The organism is Borrelia turicatae 91E135 (assembly GCF_000012085.2).
Classification (GTDB): Bacteria; Spirochaetota; Spirochaetia; order Borreliales; family Borreliaceae; genus Borrelia; species Borrelia turicatae.
The window spans coordinates 254,332-279,041 of sequence record NC_008710.1 but is presented as its reverse complement, the minus strand read 5'-3'; the positions used below and the strand labels follow the sequence as shown (position 1 = coordinate 279,041).

General features: G+C 28.4%; 17 protein-coding genes and 1 tRNA gene. 6 read left to right on the top strand and 12 right to left on the bottom strand.

Features of this window, described 5'->3' with window-relative positions; translation table 11 throughout:
* Positions 1–13: 13 nt before the first annotated feature.
* Positions 14–517: a signal peptidase I gene (gene lepB, locus BT0_RS01310; protein ID WP_011772220.1), complete on the bottom strand. Its 504-nt coding sequence runs from the start codon at positions 515–517 to the stop codon at positions 14–16.
* Between the two features lie 64 nt (positions 518–581).
* Between lepB and BT0_RS01305 the strand changes: the two genes are divergently transcribed.
* Positions 582–1,835, top strand: coding sequence for a peptidoglycan DD-metalloendopeptidase family protein (locus BT0_RS01305; RefSeq protein ID WP_041178437.1), 1,254 nt, complete (start codon positions 582–584; stop codon positions 1,833–1,835).
* Between the two features lies 1 nt (position 1,836).
* Here BT0_RS01305 and BT0_RS01300 read toward each other — a convergent pair whose 3' ends face one another.
* Entirely contained in the window at positions 1,837–3,207 is a 1,371-nt protein-coding gene (locus tag BT0_RS01300) for a tetratricopeptide repeat protein (RefSeq protein ID WP_011772218.1), read from the bottom strand.
* A 189-nt stretch (positions 3,208–3,396) separates the two neighbouring features.
* Between BT0_RS01300 and BT0_RS01295 the strand changes: the two genes are divergently transcribed.
* From BT0_RS01295 to BT0_RS01280, 4 genes are read left to right on the top strand one after another with little or no spacing between them, the layout of a single operon-like run.
* Complete coding sequence (locus BT0_RS01295) at positions 3,397–4,590, top strand: hypothetical protein (RefSeq protein ID WP_236842842.1); 1,194 nt, start codon at positions 3,397–3,399, stop codon at positions 4,588–4,590.
* A complete protein-coding gene (locus tag BT0_RS01290; RefSeq protein ID WP_181005553.1) occupies positions 4,529–6,712 on the top strand; it encodes a flagellar assembly lytic transglycosylase in 2,184 nt (727 codons plus the stop codon). Before BT0_RS01295 ends, BT0_RS01290 begins: the two co-directional genes overlap by 62 nt.
* 15 nt (positions 6,713–6,727) lie before the next feature.
* Positions 6,728–7,522: an undecaprenyl-diphosphate phosphatase gene (locus BT0_RS01285; protein WP_041178435.1), complete on the top strand. Its 795-nt coding sequence runs from the start codon at positions 6,728–6,730 to the stop codon at positions 7,520–7,522.
* A 13-nt stretch (positions 7,523–7,535) separates the two neighbouring features.
* The gene (locus BT0_RS01280; protein WP_011772214.1) at positions 7,536–9,878 is read left to right on the top strand and encodes a DNA translocase FtsK; all 2,343 of its coding nucleotides are present in this window, start codon (positions 7,536–7,538) and stop codon (positions 9,876–9,878) included.
* 39 nt (positions 9,879–9,917) lie between these two features.
* Here BT0_RS01280 and rpsU read toward each other — a convergent pair whose 3' ends face one another.
* Genes rpsU through BT0_RS01260 form a run of 4 tightly spaced genes read right to left on the bottom strand, consistent with a single transcriptional unit; the run spans position 9,918 to position 13,908 of the window.
* Positions 9,918–10,127, bottom strand: coding sequence for a 30S ribosomal protein S21 (rpsU, locus tag BT0_RS01275; RefSeq protein WP_025375292.1), 210 nt, complete (start codon positions 10,125–10,127; stop codon positions 9,918–9,920).
* Positions 10,128–10,146: 19 nt separating this feature from the next.
* Entirely contained in the window at positions 10,147–11,085 is a 939-nt protein-coding gene (locus tag BT0_RS01270; RefSeq protein WP_011772212.1) for a M23 family metallopeptidase, read from the bottom strand.
* Positions 11,085–13,199, bottom strand: coding sequence for a single-stranded-DNA-specific exonuclease RecJ (recJ, locus tag BT0_RS01265; RefSeq protein WP_011772211.1), 2,115 nt, complete (start codon positions 13,197–13,199; stop codon positions 11,085–11,087). The genes BT0_RS01270 and recJ overlap by 1 nt, the downstream gene beginning before the upstream one ends.
* Positions 13,200–13,221: 22 nt before the next feature.
* Positions 13,222–13,908 carry a hypothetical protein gene (locus BT0_RS01260; RefSeq protein WP_011772210.1) on the bottom strand — a complete coding sequence of 229 codons (687 nt, stop codon included), beginning with the start codon at positions 13,906–13,908 and terminating at the stop codon, positions 13,222–13,224.
* Positions 13,909–13,975: 67 nt separating this feature from the next.
* Between BT0_RS01260 and lon the strand changes: the two genes are divergently transcribed.
* The gene (lon, locus tag BT0_RS01255; RefSeq protein ID WP_011772209.1) at positions 13,976–16,423 is read left to right on the top strand and encodes an endopeptidase La; all 2,448 of its coding nucleotides are present in this window, start codon (positions 13,976–13,978) and stop codon (positions 16,421–16,423) included.
* A gap of 58 nt (positions 16,424–16,481) precedes the next feature.
* Here lon and BT0_RS01250 read toward each other — a convergent pair whose 3' ends face one another.
* The 6 genes from BT0_RS01250 to pepF all read right to left on the bottom strand — a co-directional run bounded on the left by BT0_RS01250 (position 16,482) and on the right by pepF (position 24,660).
* Positions 16,482–18,767 (bottom strand): efflux RND transporter permease subunit, encoded by a 2,286-nt coding sequence (locus tag BT0_RS01250; protein ID WP_011772208.1) that lies wholly within the window; start codon positions 18,765–18,767, stop codon positions 16,482–16,484.
* 10 nt (positions 18,768–18,777) lie between these two features.
* Positions 18,778–21,306, bottom strand: a complete 2,529-nt coding sequence (gene leuS, locus BT0_RS01245; RefSeq protein ID WP_011772207.1) for a leucine--tRNA ligase — start codon at positions 21,304–21,306, stop codon at positions 18,778–18,780.
* A 142-nt stretch (positions 21,307–21,448) separates the two neighbouring features.
* Positions 21,449–21,532 (bottom strand) — tRNA-Leu (locus BT0_RS01240).
* A gap of 18 nt (positions 21,533–21,550) precedes the next feature.
* Positions 21,551–22,159, bottom strand: coding sequence for a DedA family protein (locus BT0_RS01235; RefSeq protein ID WP_011772206.1), 609 nt, complete (start codon positions 22,157–22,159; stop codon positions 21,551–21,553).
* Positions 22,160–22,168: 9 nt separating this feature from the next.
* Entirely contained in the window at positions 22,169–22,876 is a 708-nt protein-coding gene (gene pcsA / locus BT0_RS01230) for a phosphatidylcholine synthase (RefSeq protein WP_011772205.1), read from the bottom strand.
* Positions 22,877–22,887: 11 nt separating this feature from the next.
* Positions 22,888–24,660, bottom strand: a complete 1,773-nt coding sequence (gene pepF, locus BT0_RS01225; protein ID WP_011772204.1) for an oligoendopeptidase F — start codon at positions 24,658–24,660, stop codon at positions 22,888–22,890.
* Positions 24,661–24,710: the final 50 nt, after the last annotated feature.

Genomic DNA, 24,710 nt, shown 5'->3' with positions numbered 1-24,710 from the left:
ATTATAAGTTTTTTTACAGGCAGTATATTATTTTTCCAATGATATCATTGATGTTTATAAACCCATATTCTCTTGAATCAAGGGAAACTTTTTTGTTTTCTCCTACTACCAGGTAATAATCCTTTGGGATATATATATTTTCTAAAATTTTTAGATGTTCCTTATCTATATTAAAGTTTAAATTATGTATGGATATTACATTTTGTTTTAGCTTTATAAATTTTTCGCCTGGTATGGCAAAAATTTTTTTAATGGATATTTTTTTTGTTATAGGGTCTTTAATAAGTACCATTTCGTTTTTTTTAGGCAAGCCCCATAATATAATATATGTTTTGCTGTTCTTTAGTCTTATTCCATAAGCTAGTTTGTTATTGATTATCCAATGTTTTTCTAAAATTTTTGGTGACATTGAAGAACCTTTGACTAAATGAAAAGACAGAGATATTTTTATGATTGCTATCATTAATAATAAAGCCAGTATAATGGGTATTAGTACTTGTTTATGAGTTTTGATCATTTTTTAAATTTCCAATTGATATCTTTTAGCAAATTGAAATTTCTAGTGTATAATGAGTCATATTATGATTATACCAAAAAAGGATCAGAATGTATTAAAAAGAAATAGAAATTTTTTATTTGATAGGGCTATTAAAGGTGATTTTGAATTGAGAGATTTTGGTAATATTCGTAACTTTCATAGAAAAAAACGGAAAAAATTTTTTCGTTTTATGAATATTCCAAACAAACTTTTAGATGTAATTAAGTTATTATTTTTGACTTTATTTGGTAGGATGGTAATCATTGATAATTATAAGTATCGATCTTCTTATAATAAGATTCGACTTAAAATGATTAATGATTATGATATCAATCTAACTTATATTTTTATTTTTAGATTTAATGCGATAATTTTTGTTTTAGTATTAGTCTTTTACTTAAATATTTTTTCGTATTATGGTTCGTACATTTTTTTAAGTAGGCTGAGTTTTCCCAAGGATTATTTTATTGATACTTTTTTATATTATAGCGATCAAGATTTAAGTCAGATCAATAATCATCTATTTGGAGTGGATACAAATAGTTATGAAGCAACTGTAAGGAAGCCTTTTGTTTTAAAGGTAGTTAAACATAAAATTAATCCTGGAGAGACACTTTCTCATATTGCAGCCAGATATAGCATAACGAGTGAGACTTTAATTTCTTATAATGATATTAAAGATGTAAGGAGCATTAGGCCTAATTTTGTTATTAATGTGCCTAATATGAAAGGCGTTCTTTATACTGTTGAGAAAAGTGATTCTCTCTCATCAATTGCAAAAAAATATAAGATTCCCAAAGTAGATATTCTTGATGCTAATAACCTTGATAATGAAGTTTTGTATTTAGGGCAAAAATTGTTTATTCCTGGGGGAAAAATGGCTAAAGAATTACTTAGAAATGCTTTAGGAGAGACTTTTTTATTTCCAACTCAAGGCGTTATTACTTCAGGTTATGGCTATCGTCCTGATCCTTTTACCAAAATTATTAGTTTTCATAATGGGATTGATATTGCAAATGTAGCTAATACACCTATTTTTGCAACAAAAGAAGGTATTGTGGTAACAGCTGGATTTAGTGTTGGAGGATATGGAAAATATATTATTATTTCTCATAATAATGGTTTTCAAACTCTTTATGCTCATTTAGGTTCTTTTGCAGTGAAAGTTGGACAGAGGGTTTCAAGAGGACAAATAATAGGACGTATGGGAAGTACAGGGTATAGCACGGGCAATCATTTACATTTTACTATTTTTAAAGATGGAAAAACGGGGAATCCTATGAAATATCTCAGATAGGCTATACGTATTTTGATATATCCAGTGTTTTTAATATTTGTATTAGTTTCTTTCCTTCTATGAGGTCAATTAACCTCCCTTCAATGATTTGTTTGGCTTTATCAGAAAATGTAGCTGGTGCAATACAGAGTCCTTTTAATTTGCTTTCTTTGGTTTTTGCAATAAGGTCTTTTAGGAATAATTCTCCAAAATTTTTTTGATCTGTTCTGACAAATCGAACTATTAAATTTTCTTCCCATTGATTATTTGATAGTTGGAAATTTATGTCTATAAATTGTGAGGTTATTTCATTTATCTTTTTATCTCTTACTTGAAACTTGTTTTTATAGAGTTTAAGGATAATTGCATTAGCTAAATTATCAAACTTTTCTTTTGGACTTCTAAGATATATTCTTAATGCTAAATTTTCATTCAGTCTTTTACTAAATTCTAATTTTTCAGTAATTTTTTGATAGTGTGGATCAATTCTTTCAACTCGAGTAAACGCTTCAGTTGCTTTTTTGTAGTTTTCATGTTCTATATACAGCTCTCCTAGTTTGTAAAATAGTTTAAGGAATGTTTTTGTTGGTAAATCAGGTTTGATCTTCATCATTTCTCTAATGTTATCTTCTAATTTTGTTAAGTTGTTATTTTTTGAATTAATTTCAGATTCAATTAAAAGAGCTTCATATATCCTTCCATCTTTGTTTCTTATTTTGTTTGCAATTGAAAATGCAAGCCGGTCCTGATTTAATTGAGATAGAGATTGGGCATATGCTAATAGAGCATTTACGTCATTTTGTATATATTTGCTTATGCTGTTAAATATCCCGACAGCTTTAGTATAGTTTTCCATATGAAAAAGCGTTATTCCTATGTATTTTAAGGCATCCTTATTGTTTTTATCAAATTTATATATTTTTGTGAGATAATGTAGTGCTTCTTTATAATGTGCATTTCTTAAGAAGGCTATTCCAAGGTAGTAATTTGCATCTACATCGGTTTTTTTCATGATGTATGCTTTTTTAAGAAATACCAATGCTTCTGAATTAAAATTTCTCTCAAGATTATAAAAACCGTAACTTAAGAAAGCCTTAAAAGAATCTATTCTTTGATTTGTAGGATTTTCTTCTATAAGTTGGCATAATTTTTTGGCATATTTAATACCATTTTCAAAGTCTTTATTGGAATAATAATAATCGTTTAGAGTTTGTAAAGCACTTATTTCGTTTGGATTTGTTTTTAATATGTTTGCAGCTTTGTCTGTTAGTTTTTTTGTTTTATTATGTTTACCTTTTTTTCTTATTTTTGTGTTTGATATTGCAATTTTGAAGAATAAAAATATCAAAAGAGATATTGCAGCTGAGGAAAGTATTATGAATAACGGTAACACCCTAACTTCTCCTAAAAAGTCATATTTAGTAATATCATATAAAACAGTAGTTTATAGCCTTTGAATGTTTTTTCTGTTAAATAAAAGATTACTTGTAAGTTGAACATAGTATTAATTATATTATATTATTGTTATAGTTTGATTATATATAAATTTGTTTTTTACAAAAGAACAAAAAGGTTGGAATTCTTGAAAGGGTTTTTAGCCATAAGGCTGTCTAATGATGAATATTTTTCAATTTTAAGTTTGGATGATACTGCTGTAAAGAGAGTGGTATTAGGTAAGATTGCAGATGAACCTAATGTAAAATTGGATTTTTATATTAGTGAACATGATGACTTTTCTAATTCTGTTATTATTGGGTCTTTTTTCTTAGATAATCTTAGGAAAGAGAGTGCTAATATAAATGTTTATTTCAAAATAGATTCTATGATGCTTTATGTTTATGGTGAGTGTGATGGAATTGCAAATAAGTCTAAGTTTGATTTAAGCTTAATTAATCTTGCTGTAGATTCAGAAGAAATTAATGATTTAGAGAGTGCTAAGTCGAGTGATTTGCCCGTTGGTTTTAGTGGTGTAGAGCGTGAAGAGGAATTTGTTAAAGAATTTGGCAGTGTTGCTGGGCAGTATGATTCTTTAGATGGTGATTTAGATAATTTTAATGATTTACCTAATTCTCAAAATTTGTCTGCAGACGAAAAGCTTTTTAGTAATGAGAATAATTTTAATTTATTATCGGATTCTTTAAATTCAGATAATGGTACATTGGTAAGTGAAAATTTGGATTCTGACTCTGATCTTAATTTAGAAAATTTTGATTTTGGGCTTACAGGAGATGGGTTTGAGAATAATATTGATGAAGGGAATGATCTTGAAGAACACGTCCTTAATGATAAAGATACTGTCAGCCGAGATGATTTCGATTTAGATAACATTTCTGTTGATATTAGTGATTCGAGTGCTGCTTCTGATAATTCTGCTGCTAATGCTGTGAAATTAGTTGAAGATAAGGACACTGATTTTAAGAGTGTTAATGTTTATACTCTTCAAGATTCGTATTCTGATAATTGGGACGTTGAGGACATTATTACCGACCTTGATAATGGGTTGGGTGAGAGTGAATTTGATGATGTTGCTTTGGATTTTAGTAAGGAAGATTTTGCTACAGATATTGAAGAGAGTCGATTGGATTTAGATTCGGAAGAAGGTTTGATTCAAACTTCTATGCTTTATTTAAGTCTTATTTCTTTATTTCTTTTGATATTTTTTTCATTGTTTTTGATTTTTTCTAAAGTATTAAATCCTAGAAATTTTGCAATTTATGATTGTCCTTTTTATAAAGAAGAAAAAATTACTAAATGTGAAAACAGTAATTATGTTTAAGCAAATTATTTGTTTGTTCTTATTAAGTTTATTTTCTTGTTCTTTTGGGAAAGGGTCTTTAAATAGCAATATAGTTAAAAGGAATGTTGATAATTTTGATTTAAGTCATCTGAATTGGTTATGGAATTTTGACTATGCGGGAAAAAATTTCGATGAATATTTTGGCATAGATTCAAATTCTTATGTGTATATTGCCTATCTTTTTAAAAAAATAGGATATGATGAAAAGTTTAAGGAATATATGTATAAGGCAATAAAGAGTAGCAATGATATTGCATCTCAATTTGCTGGAATTAAGCTTCTTGAATATTATAATGCTAGAAGGGAATATTTTGAGGCTGAACTTGTTGGACGCAAACTTTACAAAAGATATGATAATAATAAATTTATTATATTAGGATATTTCAAAAGTCTTTATTGGCAAAAAAAGAATGATGAAGCTCTTTTGGTTTTAAATAAGCTTGAAAAGATGAATTTTGCACAATCTCAAGAGAATGAAAATCTTTTATTTAAGGCAGTTCTTTATTTTAATGCTTCTGATATTAATTCATCATTGATTTATTTCAGTAAATTATTTGAAGATTTGCCAGCAGAATATTTACACGTAAGGGCCCATGATTATCTTGTTCTTGAAGAGAGATCCAATCTTTTAAGTTCAGTTTTTTTTAATCTTGTGAAGTTTAAATCCTTGGTAGCTAATGGAGATTTAAAGGGCGCAATCAGTATATTAAATGATGATTTTAAGAAATATTATAATAATTTTGTATTTTTAAATGATGTTTATAAAGCTTTTCTAGGTTCAGGTTATATTAGTAAGGCGTTGTCTTTTTTTAGTAGTTTAAATAGTGTTTATAAGGATTATTATTTAGGGCTTATTAATTTAAGATTAAAAAAGGACGTAGGGTTTTTTACCATAGTTAAATATTTAGAAAATGCTTCTCTTGAAAATGAACCTTATAGGTTAGAAATACTTAATGAAATTTTTGGCAATTTAATATTTTTGCAGAATACAAGAAATTATTTTGCTCAAAATGTAGCTAGATTTTATACGGATAAGGATAGGAATAATCTTGGCTTTATTAAGATATTAGATGAATATATTCTAGAAGCTGTGCAACTTAAGGATTATGATAATTTATATGCACTTTATCATAATGGTCAAAATATTATTGATGGTGCTGTTTTATCTAGACTTGCCTTTATTAATGCAAGGCTTATATATCATAAATTTATTGCTTCTAAGTCAAGAAATGAGTATGACGAACTTTTGCGTTCTTCTATTAAGTATAATCGGATATCTTATGCCTCATTTATGAGCAAATATTTGTTGAATCAAAGTATTAATGATTTTTTTGAAAATGATTTAAATATTCATTATGATCAGTCTGATTATGAAAGGTTTTTAGAAGGGTTTTTAAAATTTAATCTGCATTCTTATGTTAGTGCTTTTGTTGCTAGTGATTTTAATAATGGTTATAGGTTTTCTCCTAATTTTTACCGTAACCTTTATGATGAACTTGTAAGGCATGAATATTATTATGAATCTACACTTGCTATTAACTATCTTGTCAAACAAGATAACTCGGCTTTAAGTAGAGATGATTATAAGCGTCTCTATCCGTGTTTGTATAATGATTTAATTAGGTATTGGTCAAAGAGACGGAAACTTGAGCCTAGTCTTGTGTTTTCTTTAATAAAAGCTGAGAGTAGTTTTAAAGGAAATGCTGTGTCTAAGCCTGGTGCTATTGGGCTTATGCAGATTATGCCTTTAACATCAGTTGATGTTTCTAGAGAAATTAAATATTATGATTATGATTTGAAACAACCAAAAGATAATGTTATCATAGGAACTTATTATTTAAGTAAAAGAATAAAAATGATCGGAGAGGTATATAAAGCTCTTGCATCCTATAATGGTGGCATTGGAAATGTGCGTAAATGGGAGAGGGATTATGGGCATTTACCTAAGGAGTTTTTTATTGAAGCAATTCCTTTTGGGCAAACTAGAAATTACGTTAAGAAGATATTGGTTTATTGTGTGTTGTATGATGCTTTATATGAGAGTAAGGGAATGGATTTTATTATAGAATATATTATGGGTGAATTTCCCAAAAGTTTTTAGGTTGTCGAGAACTTGATGGAAAATGTTTTAAGAGTTATGATTTTAGGCTTTGTTCAAGGAATTTCTGAATTTTTGCCTATATCTAGTTCAGGGCATTTGTTGCTTTTAAAAAAGTTTATGCATATTGATCTTCCGATGGTATTTGATATTTATTTGCACTTTGCAACTGTTTTGGTTGTAGTGATTTATTATCGCAAACGAATATTAGAACTTGTGGTAGTCTTGGTAAAATTTGTTTTAAGAAAGACTACCAAGTTGGATTTTGTAAAGTTGAGATTAATATTACTCATATCAATAATCACTCTTATTACAGCATTTGTTGGAATTTTTATAGAAAATTTTAAGGAGTTATTTACTCTTGATTTGGTTTTAGTTAATTTTATTTTGACAAGTATTTTATTGTTTTTGCTTGAATTTAAGATTTTAATTTTTGATTTTAAAAAAAACATCTTGTTTGCAGGATGTTTAATTGGGACCATGCAAGGAATTGGAGCTATGCCGGGTATTTCTCGTTCAGGAATTACAATTTTTGCTTCAGTTTTGCTTGGGTTTAGCAGGTCAGAGTCATTTGAGATTTCGTTCTTATCTTTGATTCCTATTGTTTTTGGAAGTTTACTTTTAAAGTATAAGGAGTTATTTGAGTCAGATATGCTTTTTAGTGTTTTTGAGATAAACTTAGGGGCAATTATTGCTTTTATGGTTGGATTATTTTCAATTAGTTTGTTTGTTAAAATGCTTAAGGATAGTAAACTTTATTATTTTTCGGTTTATTTAATTATACTTGTAAGTTTAGTTTATTTCCTTTTTTGATTTTAATAGAGTTATGAAAAATTTTTATCATTATTTTCATTTTTTGTTTTTTTTTATGTTGGCTGTTATATCATTCTCGCTTTTTGTTGCTTTAACCCCTGTAGGAAATATATTCATATTTTTTGTTTTTAATCTAATAGGTCATATGCTTCTAAATACTTTTTCATTTTTATCATTTTATCTAATACTTTATCCGCTTGTAAATTGGTATGCTTATCGCAACAATATATTTAGCAAGAAATTTGTATTTAATTGGAATTATACGGTTATTTTATTTTTTACGCTGACATTTTGGTTAAGAATTAATTCTGATCTTGAGGGTTCTAATTTTATTAATTGGTTTTTGAGTAATTTTGGGATTATGCTTGGCAATTTTTTTGTTTTTCTTATTTTAATTTTGGAACTTGTTATTTGGATTTACTTGAATTATGTCCTTTTTAAGGATGCTAGCTTTGTTTTAAATACTTTTCATTTTATAGTATTTAAATTGAAAATTTTGTTTGAAAGTATGTTTGCTTTTTTACCGTTTTTAAATACTCTAAAAATTAAAAAAAATATTAAAGTGTATAAAGATTGTGATGGTAATTTGGATGCAGCTAAGACTTCTGATAAGGGAGATAATATCATTAATGATGAAGAGTATCAGGCTTTATGGTCTTTTAAAGCCTTTTTAAGAAAACCCAATAAACCTTTAGATGTTAATTTAGATAAGACCATTTTTTGTCAATCAGAGGTGAGCGATGACAACTTATCGGAAGAGCAATCGTTTCAAGATTCTCAGTGTGATCTAAATGTTACAGATGATTCTAAGTATAAAGCATTAACAGAATTTGAGGATAATAAGTTAGTGTCTAGTGGAAAAATTAAGGTTGGTGATATACGGCATAAGGGCATCATAAGTAATCTTGTTAAGATTGATTATGGAAATTTATTAGTAGGTGAGGGTAGTGATAATTATTTAATAGATATTTCTGTTTTTGATCAAAGAGAACCTAAAAGTGAAACTGAAGATATTGAATATGATCGAGAAATTCAAAAACAATCGATGATTTTACAGGAAACTTTTAAAGAATTTAATATTAATGCTAAGCTTATTGATGTTATTAAAGGACCCGTTGTTACAATGTATGCTGTTCGTCCTGATAAAGGTATTAAGCTTTCAAGAATAACTTCTATATCTGATAATATTGCCTTAAGGCTTGCAGCAGTTCGGGTTAGAATTATTGCACCAATACCTGGTAAAGAAGCTGTTGGGATTGAAATTCCTAATAAAAGACGAGAATTTATTTTGATCTCAGAAATAATAAATAGTAAAGAGTTTCAAAGTGATTTTAAAGTGCCTTTTGCACTTGGTAAAGAAATTAATGGAAGTAATGTTGTTTTTGATCTTATCAATGCTCCCCATCTTTTAATAGCAGGTGCTACTGGGGCTGGAAAATCGGTTTGTGTAAATTCACTGATTGCTTCAATTATTTTTTCAAAATCCCCAGATGATGTTAAGCTTGTACTAATAGATCCTAAAGTGGTTGAGCTTAAGCTTTTTAATGATATTCCACATTTGTTAACCCCAGTTATTACTGATGTAAATAGAGCCTTAGAAGCCCTTCGTTGGTGTCTTGATGAGATGGAGAGAAGATATGTTCTTCTTGATAATTTTCTTGTGAGGGATATTAATGCTTATAATAAAAAAATACTGGAAGAGGGGTTAAATGAAGCCCCATTACCTTATTTAGTAATCATTATTGATGAATTTGCAGATTTGATCCTTTCTGCAAGAAAGGATTTAGAAAATTTGATTTCTAGGCTTGCAGCTATGGCTCGGGCTGTTGGAATGCATTTAGTTCTTGCTACTCAAAGACCATCTGTTGATGTTATTACGGGAGTAATAAAGGCTAATTTTCCCTCAAGGATTTCTTTTATGGTTGCTAGTTCTATGGACTCAAGAATAATTCTTGGAGCATCAGGTGCTGAGAAACTTTTAGGAAAGGGTGATATGCTTTATGTTAATCCTACTACACCTTTTCCTCAAAGAATTCAAGGTGGATTTTTGAATGAAAAAGAAGTTTATAGATTAGTTGAAGAAGTGAAAAAATTTGGTACCCCAAATTATATTGATGATGAAATATTTATTGATAGTATTGTGGGAGCTGATACTGTGGTTCTAAATCCTTCAGATGAGCCCATGTTTGAGGAAGCTCTTGAAATTATTCGTTCTACTAAAAAAGCATCTGCGTCTTATTTACAGAGGCGATTAAAGATAGGATATAATAGAGCTGCACGAATTATTGAGCTTATGGAAGAGATGGGATATATAGGTCCTGTAAATGGCTCAAAACCACGGGATGTGTTTATTTAGATATTAAAAAGGACATTCAATATGAATATCCCTATTTTATTATTTCCCGATTTTTTGTTTTAACTTTCTTACTTTTTTTGCTTGTTTTCTTTTGAATGCTTTTTCTTTTTTGACGCGAATGGTGGATGGTTTTTCATAATATTCTCTTCTTTTCCATTCTCTAATTATTGCTTCTTTTTCAATCATTCTTTTGAAACGTTTTAGTGCTTTTTCTAAGCCTTCATTTTTGTCAACATTGACAGTTATCAAAAAAATCACCTCCTTGTTTTTACTCTATCCTTTTAGTGTTATTGATTATTTGATTTTTGTCAATAAGCATTTGTTCTAAGAAAAAATCTGGGTTTACTGCAACTCCATTAATTCTAACTTCAAAATGTAGATGAGGTCCTGTTGAAATTCCTGTGTTGCCAACATGACCAATGTATTCACCTGTATTTACTATTGTATTCTCTTTAACTCCAAATTTTGAGAGATGTAAATAAATTGTAAATACTCCTGGTAAATGTTGAATTATTACGGTTTTACCAGTAATTTCTCTATCTCTTGCGAATACTACTTTGCCTCTACCAGCTGCGAAAATAGGTGTTTTTTCTCTTTTAAGTGGGGCATAATCTTTTCCATTATGCATTTTATGGCTTGATATTTTTTTTTTGTCTTGCATATAAATTCTTTGGTCTCCGTAAGGACTGGTTATTTTGTATTGATCTTTGATTGGATAAACCAATGTATCATAGTGGTAAATTGTTGTATCTCCTATATTTCCAATTATATTCCATAATGTGAGAGCTTGTTTTTTTTCTTTAGGTGATTGTTGACTTTTAATAAGCTTGGATTTGTTTTTATTAAGCTTTACTGTTGTTTTTTTAAATTTGAGTTTTTTTATCTCTATTTCTTTTATGTATGTTTTATGTTCAAATTCTATTTTAATTTTCCTTTTTCCTTCTTTAATCATTGGTGTAATTCCTATTAGTGCTATATGGTATTCTCTGTTTCCTGCGTTGAATTTGAAAGGAGATGCACTTAAAATAGGTTTTTGATTTGTACCTAAAAGAGATAGTTTTTTGAAATTTTTATTGCTTGCAAAGTAAATATTATCTCCCTGGAAAGTTTCTTTTTTATAGTAACTTTTTATGGTATCATTACTTACTGCATTGATGTTAAGTAATCCTGTTATGAATGTAAATAAAAGGCTTTTGATGTTAATCACTAATTTTGTCTCTTTTTGATATCAATAATTTTTAAAATTTTATCGTTTTGATTGTAAAGATCTTCACTAATTGTGCATATTATGTCTATATTTTGGCCATCTTTGATACCGAGTTTTTGGATATTTTGAGTTCCATTAAAGTAGATAGCTTTATAATAATCTTTATTGTTTTTGATTTTCATGCTTATATGTTTTGAATTTCCATTTTTATCAATTGTTCTGAGGTCTTGAATGTATACATTTTCCATCATAAAAACAAATTCTCTAAAACCATGTCCGTAAGGTTCAAATAAGTTTATTATTTTTAAAAGTTCTTTTTTATTAAAGTCTTTAGGTATAATCGCATCTATGAGTATTGAATCCTCATATAATTCTTTGTATTCTATTTTTTCAAGAGCGTTTTCAAGTTCTTTTATAAATTCATTTAATACACTCTCATATAGAGTAAATCCGGCAGCGGCTTTGTGTCCACCAGAATTTATTATTAAATGGTTTGGTATCATCGAAATTAATTCTTTTGAATTTACTTTATTGTTTGATCTTATGGATCCTTTAATTATATTTTCTTGTCTTGTTAAGAAAACAGCAACTTTTTGATAATAAGTAGAAAGTCTTGTTGCCATTCTAGAACTAATTCCTTTTGGAGTATGTTTGTCATAACATACTATGAATTTATCATTTTTAAAAATAATATTCTCATTATGTGTATTCCAAGATATATCTTCTTTGCGTTTTCTTAAAATATTTATGTTTTTAATTTCTTTAAACTTATTTTCTATTTGATTAATATCTTCGGTTAATAAAAATTGAATTGTAATATCTGCTTTTTCAAGTCTTCCTGTTGAATTTAATATTGGAGCAATTTTAAACGCAATATCTGTTGCAGTGATCATTGGTTTTGTTAGTATATTGGCCTCTTTTAATAGATAATTGATGGATATGTTTTCTCTTAGTGCGATTTCTTTAAGTCCTTCTCTTACAACTATTCGATTTTCATTAATAATTGGCATATTATCAGCAATAGTTCCTATTGCGACAAATTTAAGTCTCTTAAGGCAGTTTTTTAGTAAATCTTTATTTATTGCAAATATTATGTTGTAAAATATGTAATATAGTTTTTCTTTAATATTAATTTCTCTATATTTAAAATATTTGGTAATTTGCATGAGTTCTTTTAGTGTTTTTTTAGCAAATTTAGGATATTTTTTGACAAAATTTTCACTAATATCAATTGTTTCAATATCTATTTTGTGATTAAAGAATTCATTTAGAAGTTGATTCTGTTCATCTTTATTAAATACAATTATGTATTTACTTTGTGAGAATTCTTCTAGTTTATTAATATTGATTTGTAAGTCATTATTGCTTTCTAGAGTTATATACTTTTTTAAAATGTAGTTGTTTATTTCTATTGCATGAAGTGTAATATTATTATTTAATCTTTCTAGGAATAAAAATACCATGTTTTTATTATAAAGATTGGTAGTGGAGAGGTAGAGCGCAAGACATGCTTTAAAACTGACATAACATCCAGCTATTTCTTTAAATGGAGAGAGATCACCTTTTAAATGAGGGTCAATAATTATATTTTCTATGTCAATTTCTTTGTTTGGAAGATGATGATCTGTAATTATTACTTCTATGTTTTTTGATCTTGCATAATTTGCTTCTTCAATGTTAGAAATTCCACAATCAACGGTAATTATTATTGATATTTTATCTTCCAATGCCTTATCAATGATCTCTTTTGTAAGGCCATAAAATTCTCCATTAGAGGGTATTTTATAGGTTACGTTGATTCCAAAATCTTTAAGGGTTTCATACATTATTATTGTAGCTGTGATTCCGTCGGCATCTTTGTCTCCAAAGATTAATACATTTTCCTTTTCTGCAATGGCTTCATTCATTCTATAAATGAATTTGTTTATATTTTTTAATAAGAATGGATTGTGCATTAAATTTACACTACTTTCAATAAAAAATAAAAAGTCTTCTTCTTTTATTTCTCTTCTAAGTAGCAGTGTTGCTTCAAGAATGCTAATATTATATTTTTTTGCAATATTGATTATATTTTCTTTTTTGATGTCAATTTCTTTTTTTTCCCAAATTTTCATGTCTTATTCCAGTTTGCTTTATTTAAAGTAGCGTTTGTTCAAATTCTGTATTGATCTTATTTTTGATCATAATTTTGATAAGTTCTTTTGACTTACTGATTAAATTTACATTTAAGGTTTCTTTGATGTTTTTTTGAGTTGTATATTCTAAGTATTTAAAACTACCTGTATTAATATAGTTATTTTGATTGTTGGTGCATTTTATGCAATTAAATCCGTTAATGTGGATATCATAGTAGTAATGCTTGTCTATTTGTTTATTACATTGAAAACATAATTTTGATAAGTATAAAAATCCCTTTATTATTAAAAATCTTGTTTTGTATTGTAAGTCAATTAATTGTGCTTTTTCTAAGCTTGTGGTATTTAGTATCTCTGTTGCTTCGATAAATAACTTAAAGCATTCCCCATCATCAAAGCTTAAATTAATAAGCTTGATCCAAAGATAAATAATTATTAGTTTTTCATAGATTAAATCTTGCATTATAAATTCTTCATCATTAACTTCTATTATTTTGCATAAATTCTTTTCTTTCACTATCTCGAAATTGGCTTTTACTAGGTTATTGATGTTTGATTTAAATTTTTTTATAGTAGAATTATAAATTATTGTGTGAATAATTCCTTTTGAATGAAATAGATTTAACAGAGAATAACTTTTTTTATGATATAAATTTGTTATGATAGCATTAACTTTATTAAACTGCATTATAACTATTGTATAATAAAAGAATTCATTATTAAATGAATTCTCAGAAAAATTTTCTTTTGTTATAATGAAGCTTAAGGAGATTAAATATTCTATGGAAGAAGTAAAAAATACTGTTTCTAAGGGAAAAAAGCGTTCAAAAAACTCTGGAGGCATTCTGCCGCATTTTGATAAGCCTGTGAGAGTACCTTTAATTGCTGTGCCATCACATCCTGTGTTTCCAGGTATGTTTATTCCAATTGTTATAGTCTCTGATACTGATATGAAGGCTGTTGATTATGTGATTAAAGGTAACGGCATTATCTCCTTATTCGTATTACGTGATAAATTTTTAGAAAAATCAAGAACTAAAAATGATAAATTAATTATCAATTATAAAAAGGATATTTATTCTGTTGGTATTACTGCTAAAATAGTTAAGAAAATTAATCTTCCTGATGGTGGATATAATATTTTTGTTTCAACTATTGATAGAGTGAAGTTTGTCAAGGTTGTTCTTAATGAAGATTTTCCGATAATTGAAGTTGATTATTTAAAGCAAATTCCGATTAAAAAAGATGATGTTCAGTCAAAGGCAATTTATAGTAGTATTTTGCTTAGAACTAAAGAAATATTCTCACATAGAAAGATGCCCGAATTTCAGTTAAATATGGTTAACATTGAAGATAAAGGTAGATTGTGTGATGTTGTTGCAGGAATGATTTCATCTTCAAAAGATGCTCATCAAGAAGTGCTTGAAACTTTAAGTGTTAAGGATAGGCTAAAAAAGGTCTTGGAATTGATTTATGAAGAATTAAATTTAATTGAGATTCAAAATAAAATTGCTAAGGGCATTCAGGAAAAGTTAGAAAAACAACAAAAAGAATTTTTTTTAAAGGAACAACTTAAAGCTATTAAGGCTGAACTTGGTGTAGGAGATGAAAAAAGTAATGAATTTTTAAAACTTAAAGCCAAGATCGATTCTTTAGCTTTAAAAGGAGAAGCTTTAGAAGCAGTTGAGAGGGAACTTGAAAAATTTTCATTTCTTGAAAAGCATTCATCTGAGTATATTGTGGTTAGAAATTATCTTGAACTTATTACTAACCTTCCTTGGGGAGAATCTAAAGTTAATTTTGATAAATTTAATTTGCAAAGGGCAGAAAAGATTTTAGATAAGACGCATTATGGAATGAGAGAAGTTAAAGATAGAATTATTGAATATATTTCTGTTCTTAAATTAAGAAAATCTCAAAAAGGAGCTATTATGCTTTTAGTTGGACCTCCTGGAGTTGGTAAAACTTCGATAGGAACAGCTATTGCTGAAGTTCTGAAAACAAAATTTTTTAGATTTTCTGTAGGTGGTATGAAAGATGAGTCAGAGATTAAAGGGCATAGAAGAACTTATGTTGGAGCATTACCTGGGAAAATTATCCAAGGGCTAAGAATTACAAAGACCAACTCTCCTGTTTTTTTAATAGATGAAATTGATAAGGTTTCAGCATCTAATTATGGAGATCCATTCTCAGCTCTTCTTGAGGTTTTAGATCCTGAGCAAAATATTAATTTTAGAGATCATTATCTTGATTTGCCTTTTGATATTTCTAATGTGTTTTTTATTTTAACAGCCAATTCTCTTGAGACAATACCTACGCCTTTATTAAATAGAATGGAAATAATTCAGCTTTCAGGATATGTTGATGATGAAAAAATAGAGATAGCAAGAAAGTATTTAATACCAAAGGTCTTAAATGAAAATGGTGTTAATAAAGATTCCTTAAAATTTCAAGGTTCAGCTCTTGTTCAAATTGCTAGGGAATATGCAAGAGATAATGGGCTTAGGAATTTTGAAAAGTATTTAAAACAAATTGTTAGAAAAGTTGCAAGAAAGCTTATTGAAGATAAGTCTGTTAAAGCATACCAGATTTCTAAGGAAAATTTAGAAGAATATATTGGTATTCCTGTATTTAGAAAAGAAGAATTTTTGCATAAAGTCATGTCTCCAGGAATGGTAATGGGTCTTGCTTGGACTAATTATGGTGGATCAACTTTGGTAATTGAAACTGTAAAAACTGAGTCTAAGTCCCCTGGTATTAAGTTGACAGGTAGACTTGGAGATGTGATGAAGGAATCTGCAAATATCGCGTTTACTTATGTAAATAGCATTAGTAATGAGCTTAAGTTAAATAAGTCTTTTTTTGAAAAATATATGATTCATTTGCATATTCCAGAAGGGGCTATACCAAAGGATGGACCTTCGGCTGGTATTACTATTGCTAGTGCTTTTATATCTTTAGCTCTTAATAAAGTGGTGAGACCTCATTTGGCTATGACTGGAGAGTTATCATTAACAGGTAATGTAATGGCTATTGGGGGATTGAGAGCGAAAATAATAGCTGCTAAACGAAGTGGACTTGAGCATATTATTATTCCTAAATCAAATAAAGTGGATCTTGATGATATTCCTATTAACATCAAGAATGGCATAAATTTTCATCTTGTAGATAATATGAGAGAAGTTATTAAATTATTATTTTAGAATTTTAAAAGACTTTAAGTTTTATTTTGACTTTTACTATTTTTTGAGCAGAATTATTTCATTCTGTTAATATTTCATTTGTTGTCTTTAGTGTTTTAACTGTGGGTTTAAATAGGTAAATTAGTAATGGAAGTAGTGTTAATGATGCAAGAGATGTTGTTAACATTGTAAAGGCTATGATTGCGCCCAGTGTTGCGATTATTTTATAAGTAGAAAATATTAATGTTAAAAATCCTATTCCTACTGATATTGAATTTGCAAATATTCCATTAAATACATTGGGAATTGATTTAATTAAAGCTTTTTTATAATCTTTAGTTGTTTGATAATTTAATATAAATGCATTAAAGAAATGAATGGAGTAATCTACCCCTATACCCATACTAACGGATGCAATTGTTGCTGTTGCAGGATTGAGTGTTATTCCGAAAAGTTTCATTACAGCAAAATTTAAAAATACTGACCAGGCTACTGGAATCACAATTATTATTCCGGTTTTAATGGATTTGAAGAATAACATTAGCAATATTGTTATTGCACTGAGTGTTGTAATAATATTTGTGACTTGTTCTACCACCATGGTTTTAGATATTAATATTTTGTCATACGCTCCTGAGAAGTTATATTCATGTCCTGGCATGTATTCTTCAATCAAATTGCTTGCATAGTTGGCAAAATTTTTGATTTCTTCAGTTGAATTTTGGTCAGTTCTCACAATAATTGATATCTGAGACCAATCATCATTAATGTACATCTTAGTCATGTTCTTAATAGAATTGCTTCTACTAATTAAGAGTATTAACTTGTTTAAAATAGCTTGATTTTCAGGAAGTCTATATTCTTTTGGATTTTCTTTTTTGAATTTGAAATTCATCAGTCTTATAATTCCATTTATTGAACTGGATTGTGTTTTTTCAGTAAATTTATCAAGATTGTCTGTAATTAAATCCAAATTTTTCATATTTTTTTCATTTTTGAATTCACCAGTAGTTCCATTAATTTCAATTTTGATGATAGATGTTCCCCCTATTTCTTTTTGCATTAAATTAAGTGTTTGTTTGACACTTGTATTTTCTTTAAAATAATCTTTCTCGTCAAAGTTAATTTCTATTTTAAAAAGACCTATAATTGAGGTTAATAAAATAATTAGAGTTATGATAGATGAGAGATATTTGTTATTTAATATCCATTGTGTAACTGTTTGGTTTATCAGTGAAAGTTTTTCAAGAAAATCGTTTTTTGCATTTTTATTCTCTTTGTTTTTGTATTTAAATGGTATGTAGGTTAGTATTCCAGGAAGCACTAATAAGGACATAAGCATTGCAATAATGACCCCTGTTGACATAAAAATTCCCATTGTTTTGTATGCTTGAATTGAAGAACTTATTAATGATAAAAATCCGAAAGCTGTTGTAAGAGAAGTTAAAATTATTGGTGTTCTTAGAGTTTTAATTGTAGTTATTATTGTTTTTTCAGTGAAAGGTTCGTTTTTTATTCTCTTTAATATTCCATTTATTATATGTACAGCATTAGCACATCCAATCGAAATAAGGAGAACGACCATTGTGGTTTCTGGAACAGTAATGGGGGACATAACAATGCTTTTGATTCCAAATGTCCAAATTAGTGCAAATGTTGCAATAAGTACAGGAAGTATTGCTCCCAATACATTTTTTACAATAAAATAGAGTGATAAAATTACTACAAGGGTAGCAAGTGGACCTAACAATTTAAAATCGTCAGCCATGTAGTTAAGTATTTTTTCCCTTACTATAAGATCTCCTGTTAAGTAAAGTTTAAGATCATCAGTCTCATATCTTTTAATTGCCGCTTCCATTGCTTCAAGTTCATTCTTTAAACTTCGGCTAAAATTTGTTTTGTCGTCTGTTGTTGATATGACTATAAAGTATATTAAAGTCGCATCATCATTTAAGAATATGTTTTTTATGAATGATGATGAATTTACTTTGTTTCTTATTTCAGTTATGTCTTCATCTGTGTATACATCTTTTTTAAATTGTGGAAAGTAAGTAAATATACTTGTAACAGAGTTGGGTGTTACTTTGAGTATTTTGGTTATATCATTTGCTACTTTATTAATTTTTCCAAAGGTTTCTTTATTAAAAATACTTTTTTTGTCTTTAAACATTACTATTGTTGATAATAGAGAATTACTTTTGTCTATGTCTATTATTTTTTCGGTTTTTTTGTTTTTTGGGATAAGTTTCAAAATATTGGAATCGAATTTTATGTTTTTTAGGAAAAATCCTAAAAAAATTGTTATTAATGTAAATATTATTAATATAAAAACTCTGTATTTAATGCTTAGGGTTTCCAAATCCATTTTTGCCTCGTTATTTTGTTACTATATTTATAAGTTTATCTTTGACCGTAATGATCTTTATTATTTGCTTATTTTGTATATTTTGCATGATTTTATGATTTTTAAGTGCAATATCTTTAAGAGTGTCCTCATTTATGCCTTTGTTTAATATAATTTTGTCTTTAATTTTTCCGTTAACTTGTAGTACAATCTCTCTTGTATTATCAATAATGAGATTTGGATCGTATTTTGGCCACTTTGCGTTTTTGAATATACTAGGTTGTTCTCCCATATACTCCCATAGTTCTTCTCCTAAATGAGGCGCAAATGGTGCTAGGATAATGGTTAGGGGTTTGAAGATTTCTAAATAATTTTTATCATGTTTTAAAAGTTCATTTATAAATATCATCAATGATGAAATCGCGGTATTAAAATTTAAATTTTCTATATCTTCTGTTACTTTTTTTATTGTTTTGTGAAGTCCGGATATTATTTCTTTTGCTGCTGATTCTTTTGTTAGTTCTTTGTTTTTAATAGCCCATATTTTGTTTAAGAATCTAAAAATTCCAATTAGTCCTTGTGTATTCCAAGGTTTTGAATCAGTTAAAGGTCCCATGAACATTTCGTAGATTCTCATTGAATCTGCGCCGTATTCTTTAATAATATCATCTGGATTTATTATATTTTTGAGTGATTTTGACATTTTGGCAATTATTTGTTTTAGTTCCTTATTATTTGTTTTGGAAAAAAACTTATTATCTCTCTTTTTAACCTCATCATTGGGAATTAAAATGCCATTTTCATCTTGATATGCAAATGATGTTATCATTCCTTGGTTTATGAGTTTTTTAAAGGGTTCTTTTGTATTGACATATCCTAGATCATAGAGAACTTTGTGCCAAAATCTTGCGTATAGCAAGTGTAATACTGAGTGCTCAGCACCTCCAATATAAAGATCAACGGGCATCCAGTAATTAATTTTTTCTTTACTTGCAAATTCTTTTTCGTTATTTGGATCAAGGTAACGTATGTAATACCAGCAGGAACCTGCCCATTGAGGCATTGTGTTTGTTTCTCTTTTGTATATTTTGCCATTACGTTTAACATTTACCCAATTTTGGACTTTTGAGAGAGGAGATTCGCCTGTATCTGATGGTTTATAATTTTCTATTTCTGGGAGTCTTAAAGGTAATTCATCTTCTTCTAATGGTATTTCATTTAAATCATCATCAATTATAATAGGAATGGGTTCACCCCAGTATCTTTGTCTTGAAAAAATCCAATCCCTAAGTTTATAATTGACTTTTTTTTGACCCTTTTTGTTTTTTGTAAGCCATTCTATTACTTTCGTTTTTACCTTTTCAGTTTTGAGGTTGTTAAATTCTTCTGGGGTGTTAATTGAAATGCCATTCTCAGTAAATGGTTTTGTTAGTATTTCATTGTTTCCTGTTTGAGACACTACTTGTTTGATTGGCAGGTTGTATTTTTTTGCAAATTCAAAATCTCTCTCGTCATGTGCTGGGACACTCATCACAGCTCCAGTACCATAAATTCCAAGTACATAGCTGCCTATCCAGATTGGGATTTCTTCTTCAGTTATTGGATTAATAGCATATGCTCCTGTAAATACTCCTGTTTTATCTTTTTCAAGAGAAGTTCTTTCAAGATCGCTTTTAAGGATTTCTTTGTCTTTATATTCTGCAATTATAGTTTTAAGTTCATCTTTTGTGATTTTATCTACTATGTTATGCTCTGGTGCCAGTACTAAATATGTTACTCCAAAAATTGTGTCTGGTCTTGTTGTAAATACTTTTATCTTTTCTTTGCTTGCCTTTATTGAGAATTCAATCTCGGCTCCTATTGATTTTCCAATCCAATTTTTTTGCATTTCTTTAACAGATTCAGGCCAGTCTATCTCTTCAAGATCTTTAATTAGCCTCTCTGCATATTCTGTGATCTTAAGAACCCATTGTCTTAAAGGTTTTCTTTGTACTTTATGGAAACCCCTCTCAGATCTGGGCCCATCAGGTGTTTGGATAACTTCTTCGTTCGATAATACTGTCCCAAGATCAGGACAGTACCATACGGGCATTTCTTTTATGTAAGCTAGACCTTTTTTGTATAGTTTTAGAAAAATCCATTGTGTCCATTTGTAGTAATTTTCATCGTGGGTTCTGATTTCTCTATCCCAATCATAGGCAAATCCTAATGCTTTAATTTGTTCTTTAAATTTTTCAATATTTTTTTCTGTTATTTTTTTGGGATGCTCCCCTGTTTGTATTGCGTAATTTTCTGCGGGTAATCCAAAACTGTCAAATCCCATTGGGTGAAGTACATTAAACCCATTTAAGAGTTTATATCTTGTTAATATGTCAGTTGCTGTGTAACCTTCAGGATGACCGACATGGAGTCCATTAGCTGAAGGGTAGGGGAACATATCAAGAATATAGATTCTTTTCTCTTTAGGAATATTTGGATCTTCATTAACTTTATATGTTTTATGTTTATCCCAATAATTCTGCCATTTTTTTTCTATTTTGGTAAAATTGTATTCAGACATCTGCCCCTCAGTAAATAGTAATATTTTATTTAAGGTTTATATAGCATTTTTATATTCATAGTCACTTCATTGAAAAGCAAATTAAATATTTAATCCTTTTATTAACTTAACAGTTTGTAACGTTAGATTTGCTCTTAAAGCATGCTGTGGACTGGACTTGAACCAGCATGGGCTTACGCCCACTAGCCCCTCAAGCTAGCGTGTATACCACTTCCACCACCACAGCGCATACATATTATATTTGCTATTTGAAAAGTTTGTCAACTTTTTTAATTTTTTTCTTTCTTATAATGTAAATTATTAAAATTATTATTGTGATGATGATAAGTGCTATTAGTGATATGATCCTAATTTTAGGAAAGATTAATTTAAACGATTCACCTATCTTAAAGCTTAGTGTAAAGTAAGTTGTAATTGATATCATGGCTGCAAAAAAGTCAGTTATAAGAAAGTTACTGGTACTCATGTTTCCCATTCCTGCTGATATAAATATTGCGTTTCTAAATCCAAATGGAATAAATCTTCCAAATAGTAAAGTTAAGCTTCCGTAGCGTTTATAGTAATAATTCATTTTATCGATCAATTTATTTGTTTGTTTTTTTTGTTTTAAGAATTTGTTAGCTAAGAATTTGCCTATATAAAATGAAATTATATCGCCAATATAAGCACCCCAGAAAATTCCTAGGAAGATTAAGATTGTATACTCATTTTTTCGACTAGAAAGTATGCCACCCATTATTACTATTGCATCTTCAGAAATGGGAATGTTAAAACCTGCAAGAATAAGTAGTCCGAAAAATACAATTGGTGAATAAGCTATATTGAGATCTATAAATTCTAGTATGATATGCATAATACCTCGTTATTTTTTTTTTGTCTTGTAAGTTAAATATATGCTCATTAAGATTAGATATAGACAATAAAAAATTATTAGTGTTTTACCTATCTTTAAGTAAGTGTCTGGCAGCTTTGCGAATGTTATAAGTATTACTGATAGGGCTGCTATTACTGTTACAGGAAGTGTTATATATTTGAATTCTTTTGTTTTTGAAGGGTAGATGACTTTAATTGGTACAAAACTGAATATGATACATAATAATATTATACTAAGGTTTGTGATTTGGTCTAATTTGAAAATTATGTTAAAGATTATTAAAAAATTCCATAAAGATGGAAAACCTCTAAAGTAATCGTCGCTAGTTTTTGCGTCTAATCTTGAGAATTGGTATGCTGATGCCAATAAAATTCCAATGCAAGTTATTATTTTGTATTCATTGCTTATGAAGTTACCGTAATAAAAAAATATTGTGGGAATGAACGTATAGTTTATGTAGTCTACTATATTGTCAAGGAGTTCTCCATTTATTGTTGGAATTATTTCTTTTATTTTTAATTTTCTTGCCAGTGTACCATCAATCCCATCAATTAAAAGTCCAAGGATGGTAAGTTTTAATAAAAGATTATAATCTGTGTTTATTATGGATATTATTGAGTAAAGACTAACTATTAATCCGGAAGCTGTTAAAATATGTACTGACCAGGCTAAAATAAGATTTAATAATTTTTTCAAAGCTTACTCCTTTATTCAAATAATTTTTTTACATCTTCAAGACGTTCTTTGAATATATTAATTGTATTTTTTATTGTTGATTTTAAGCTTAAATCAACACCGGTAACTTTTAAGGATTCTAAGGGATATTTTGAACCCCCTATTTTCAAAAAATTTATGTAATTTTTAGTAGCATCTTTTTTGTTATTTTTTATGTTTTTATATATCAAAAGAGCAGCTGTGATGCCTGTTGCGTATTGATATACGTAAAATGGTGAGTAAAAATGAGGAATTCTAAGACATTCGAGTGAACTGTTTTCATCGAGTTTAAAATTTGGACCAAAGTATTTTTTTAGTAAGTTTAAATAGGTTTGCTTAAGTGTTTCTTTTACCACTGGCTCATCTTTATTGATCATTTCATGAATGATATATTCAAATTCGGCAAACATTGTTTGCCTGAAAAATGTTGCAAGTAGGTCATCGATTTGGTTTAATTTAATGTATTTTATTTTTTCGATATCATTTTCATTTTTTAGTAAGTAGTCTGCAAGTATTTGCTCATTCACTGTGGATGCTATTTCTGCTTCAAAAATAGAATATTGATATTGAGGAAATGGATTATTTTTGATACTGAAATAGGAATGCATGGAGTGTCCTGCTTCATGGGCCAGGGTAAACATATCTCTTATTGATTCATCTTTGTAATTCATTAATATATAAGGTTTTCCATTATATGATCCTGCACTAAATGCCCCTGCTCTTTTTCCTTTATTTTCATATTTGTCAACCCAACGTTCTTCTAAGAGTCCTTTTCTTAGTACTTCGGTATATTCGCTTCCTAGTATTTCTAGCGATTTTAAAATTTTATCACAGGCTTCTTTAAAGGAGTTTTTGAATTTGATATTTTTTGTTAGAGGAACATAGACATCGTAATGATTAAGATATTCTTGGTTAAGTATATTTTTTCTAAATTCGTAATATTCATGAAGTACAGATAAATTTTCATTAACTGTTTCAATTAAGTTCATATAAACTTTCTTATCAATATTGTTTTGAAAAAGTTTCATTGAAATAGTATCTTTAAATTTTCTTGTTTTGGCTAAAAATTTATTTTTATTGATATCGGCAATTAAGAGGTTGGATAATGTATTTTCATGTTTTTTATATTCTTGATAAAATTTCAAAAAAGCTTCTCTTCTTATTTCTTGATTTTCATTTTGAAGAAATAGACTGTAAGTGGCATTACTTAATGGTTTACCATCAATTTCTCCAAATTCCATGTCCGCATTTGTTAATACAGAGAATATATCATTATAAGATGAATAAAGAGATGTATAGTTAGCTAGTATTCTCTCTTCGTCTTTGCTTAAGACGTGTTCTTTTTCTCTTAAGATTTTTTCAATAGCTATTTTTTTATCTTTGAGTTCTATGTCCTGCAGCCATTCTCTTATTTGGTTTGTATCTGTTTTTAAAATTTTTGGTATAAAAAATGAGGTGGAATTTGATGCGTATGTTTCTAAGTTGATATTGATTGCGCGAAGTTCGTTTGAGGTCTGATTGCTTACATCTGTTTCTAATTGAATTTGTGTGTAATATACTGTTCTTTCCAGTTCTTCTTCGATTTCATAGTAATCATTTAATGCTTGTTTAAAGATGTTTAGGTTGAATTCTAATTTTTCGTATTCCTTGAAGTCTTGAAGTTTTAGTTTTATTTTTTCGACTGTTTCCTTGTATTCTTCATTGTTTTTAAATAGAGAAGATAAGTCCCACTTGTCATCTTCATTAATTTTACTTCTCTCTATCATCAGACTTGCTCCTTGTTAATATGACACTAATTGTGATTTATAAATAATAA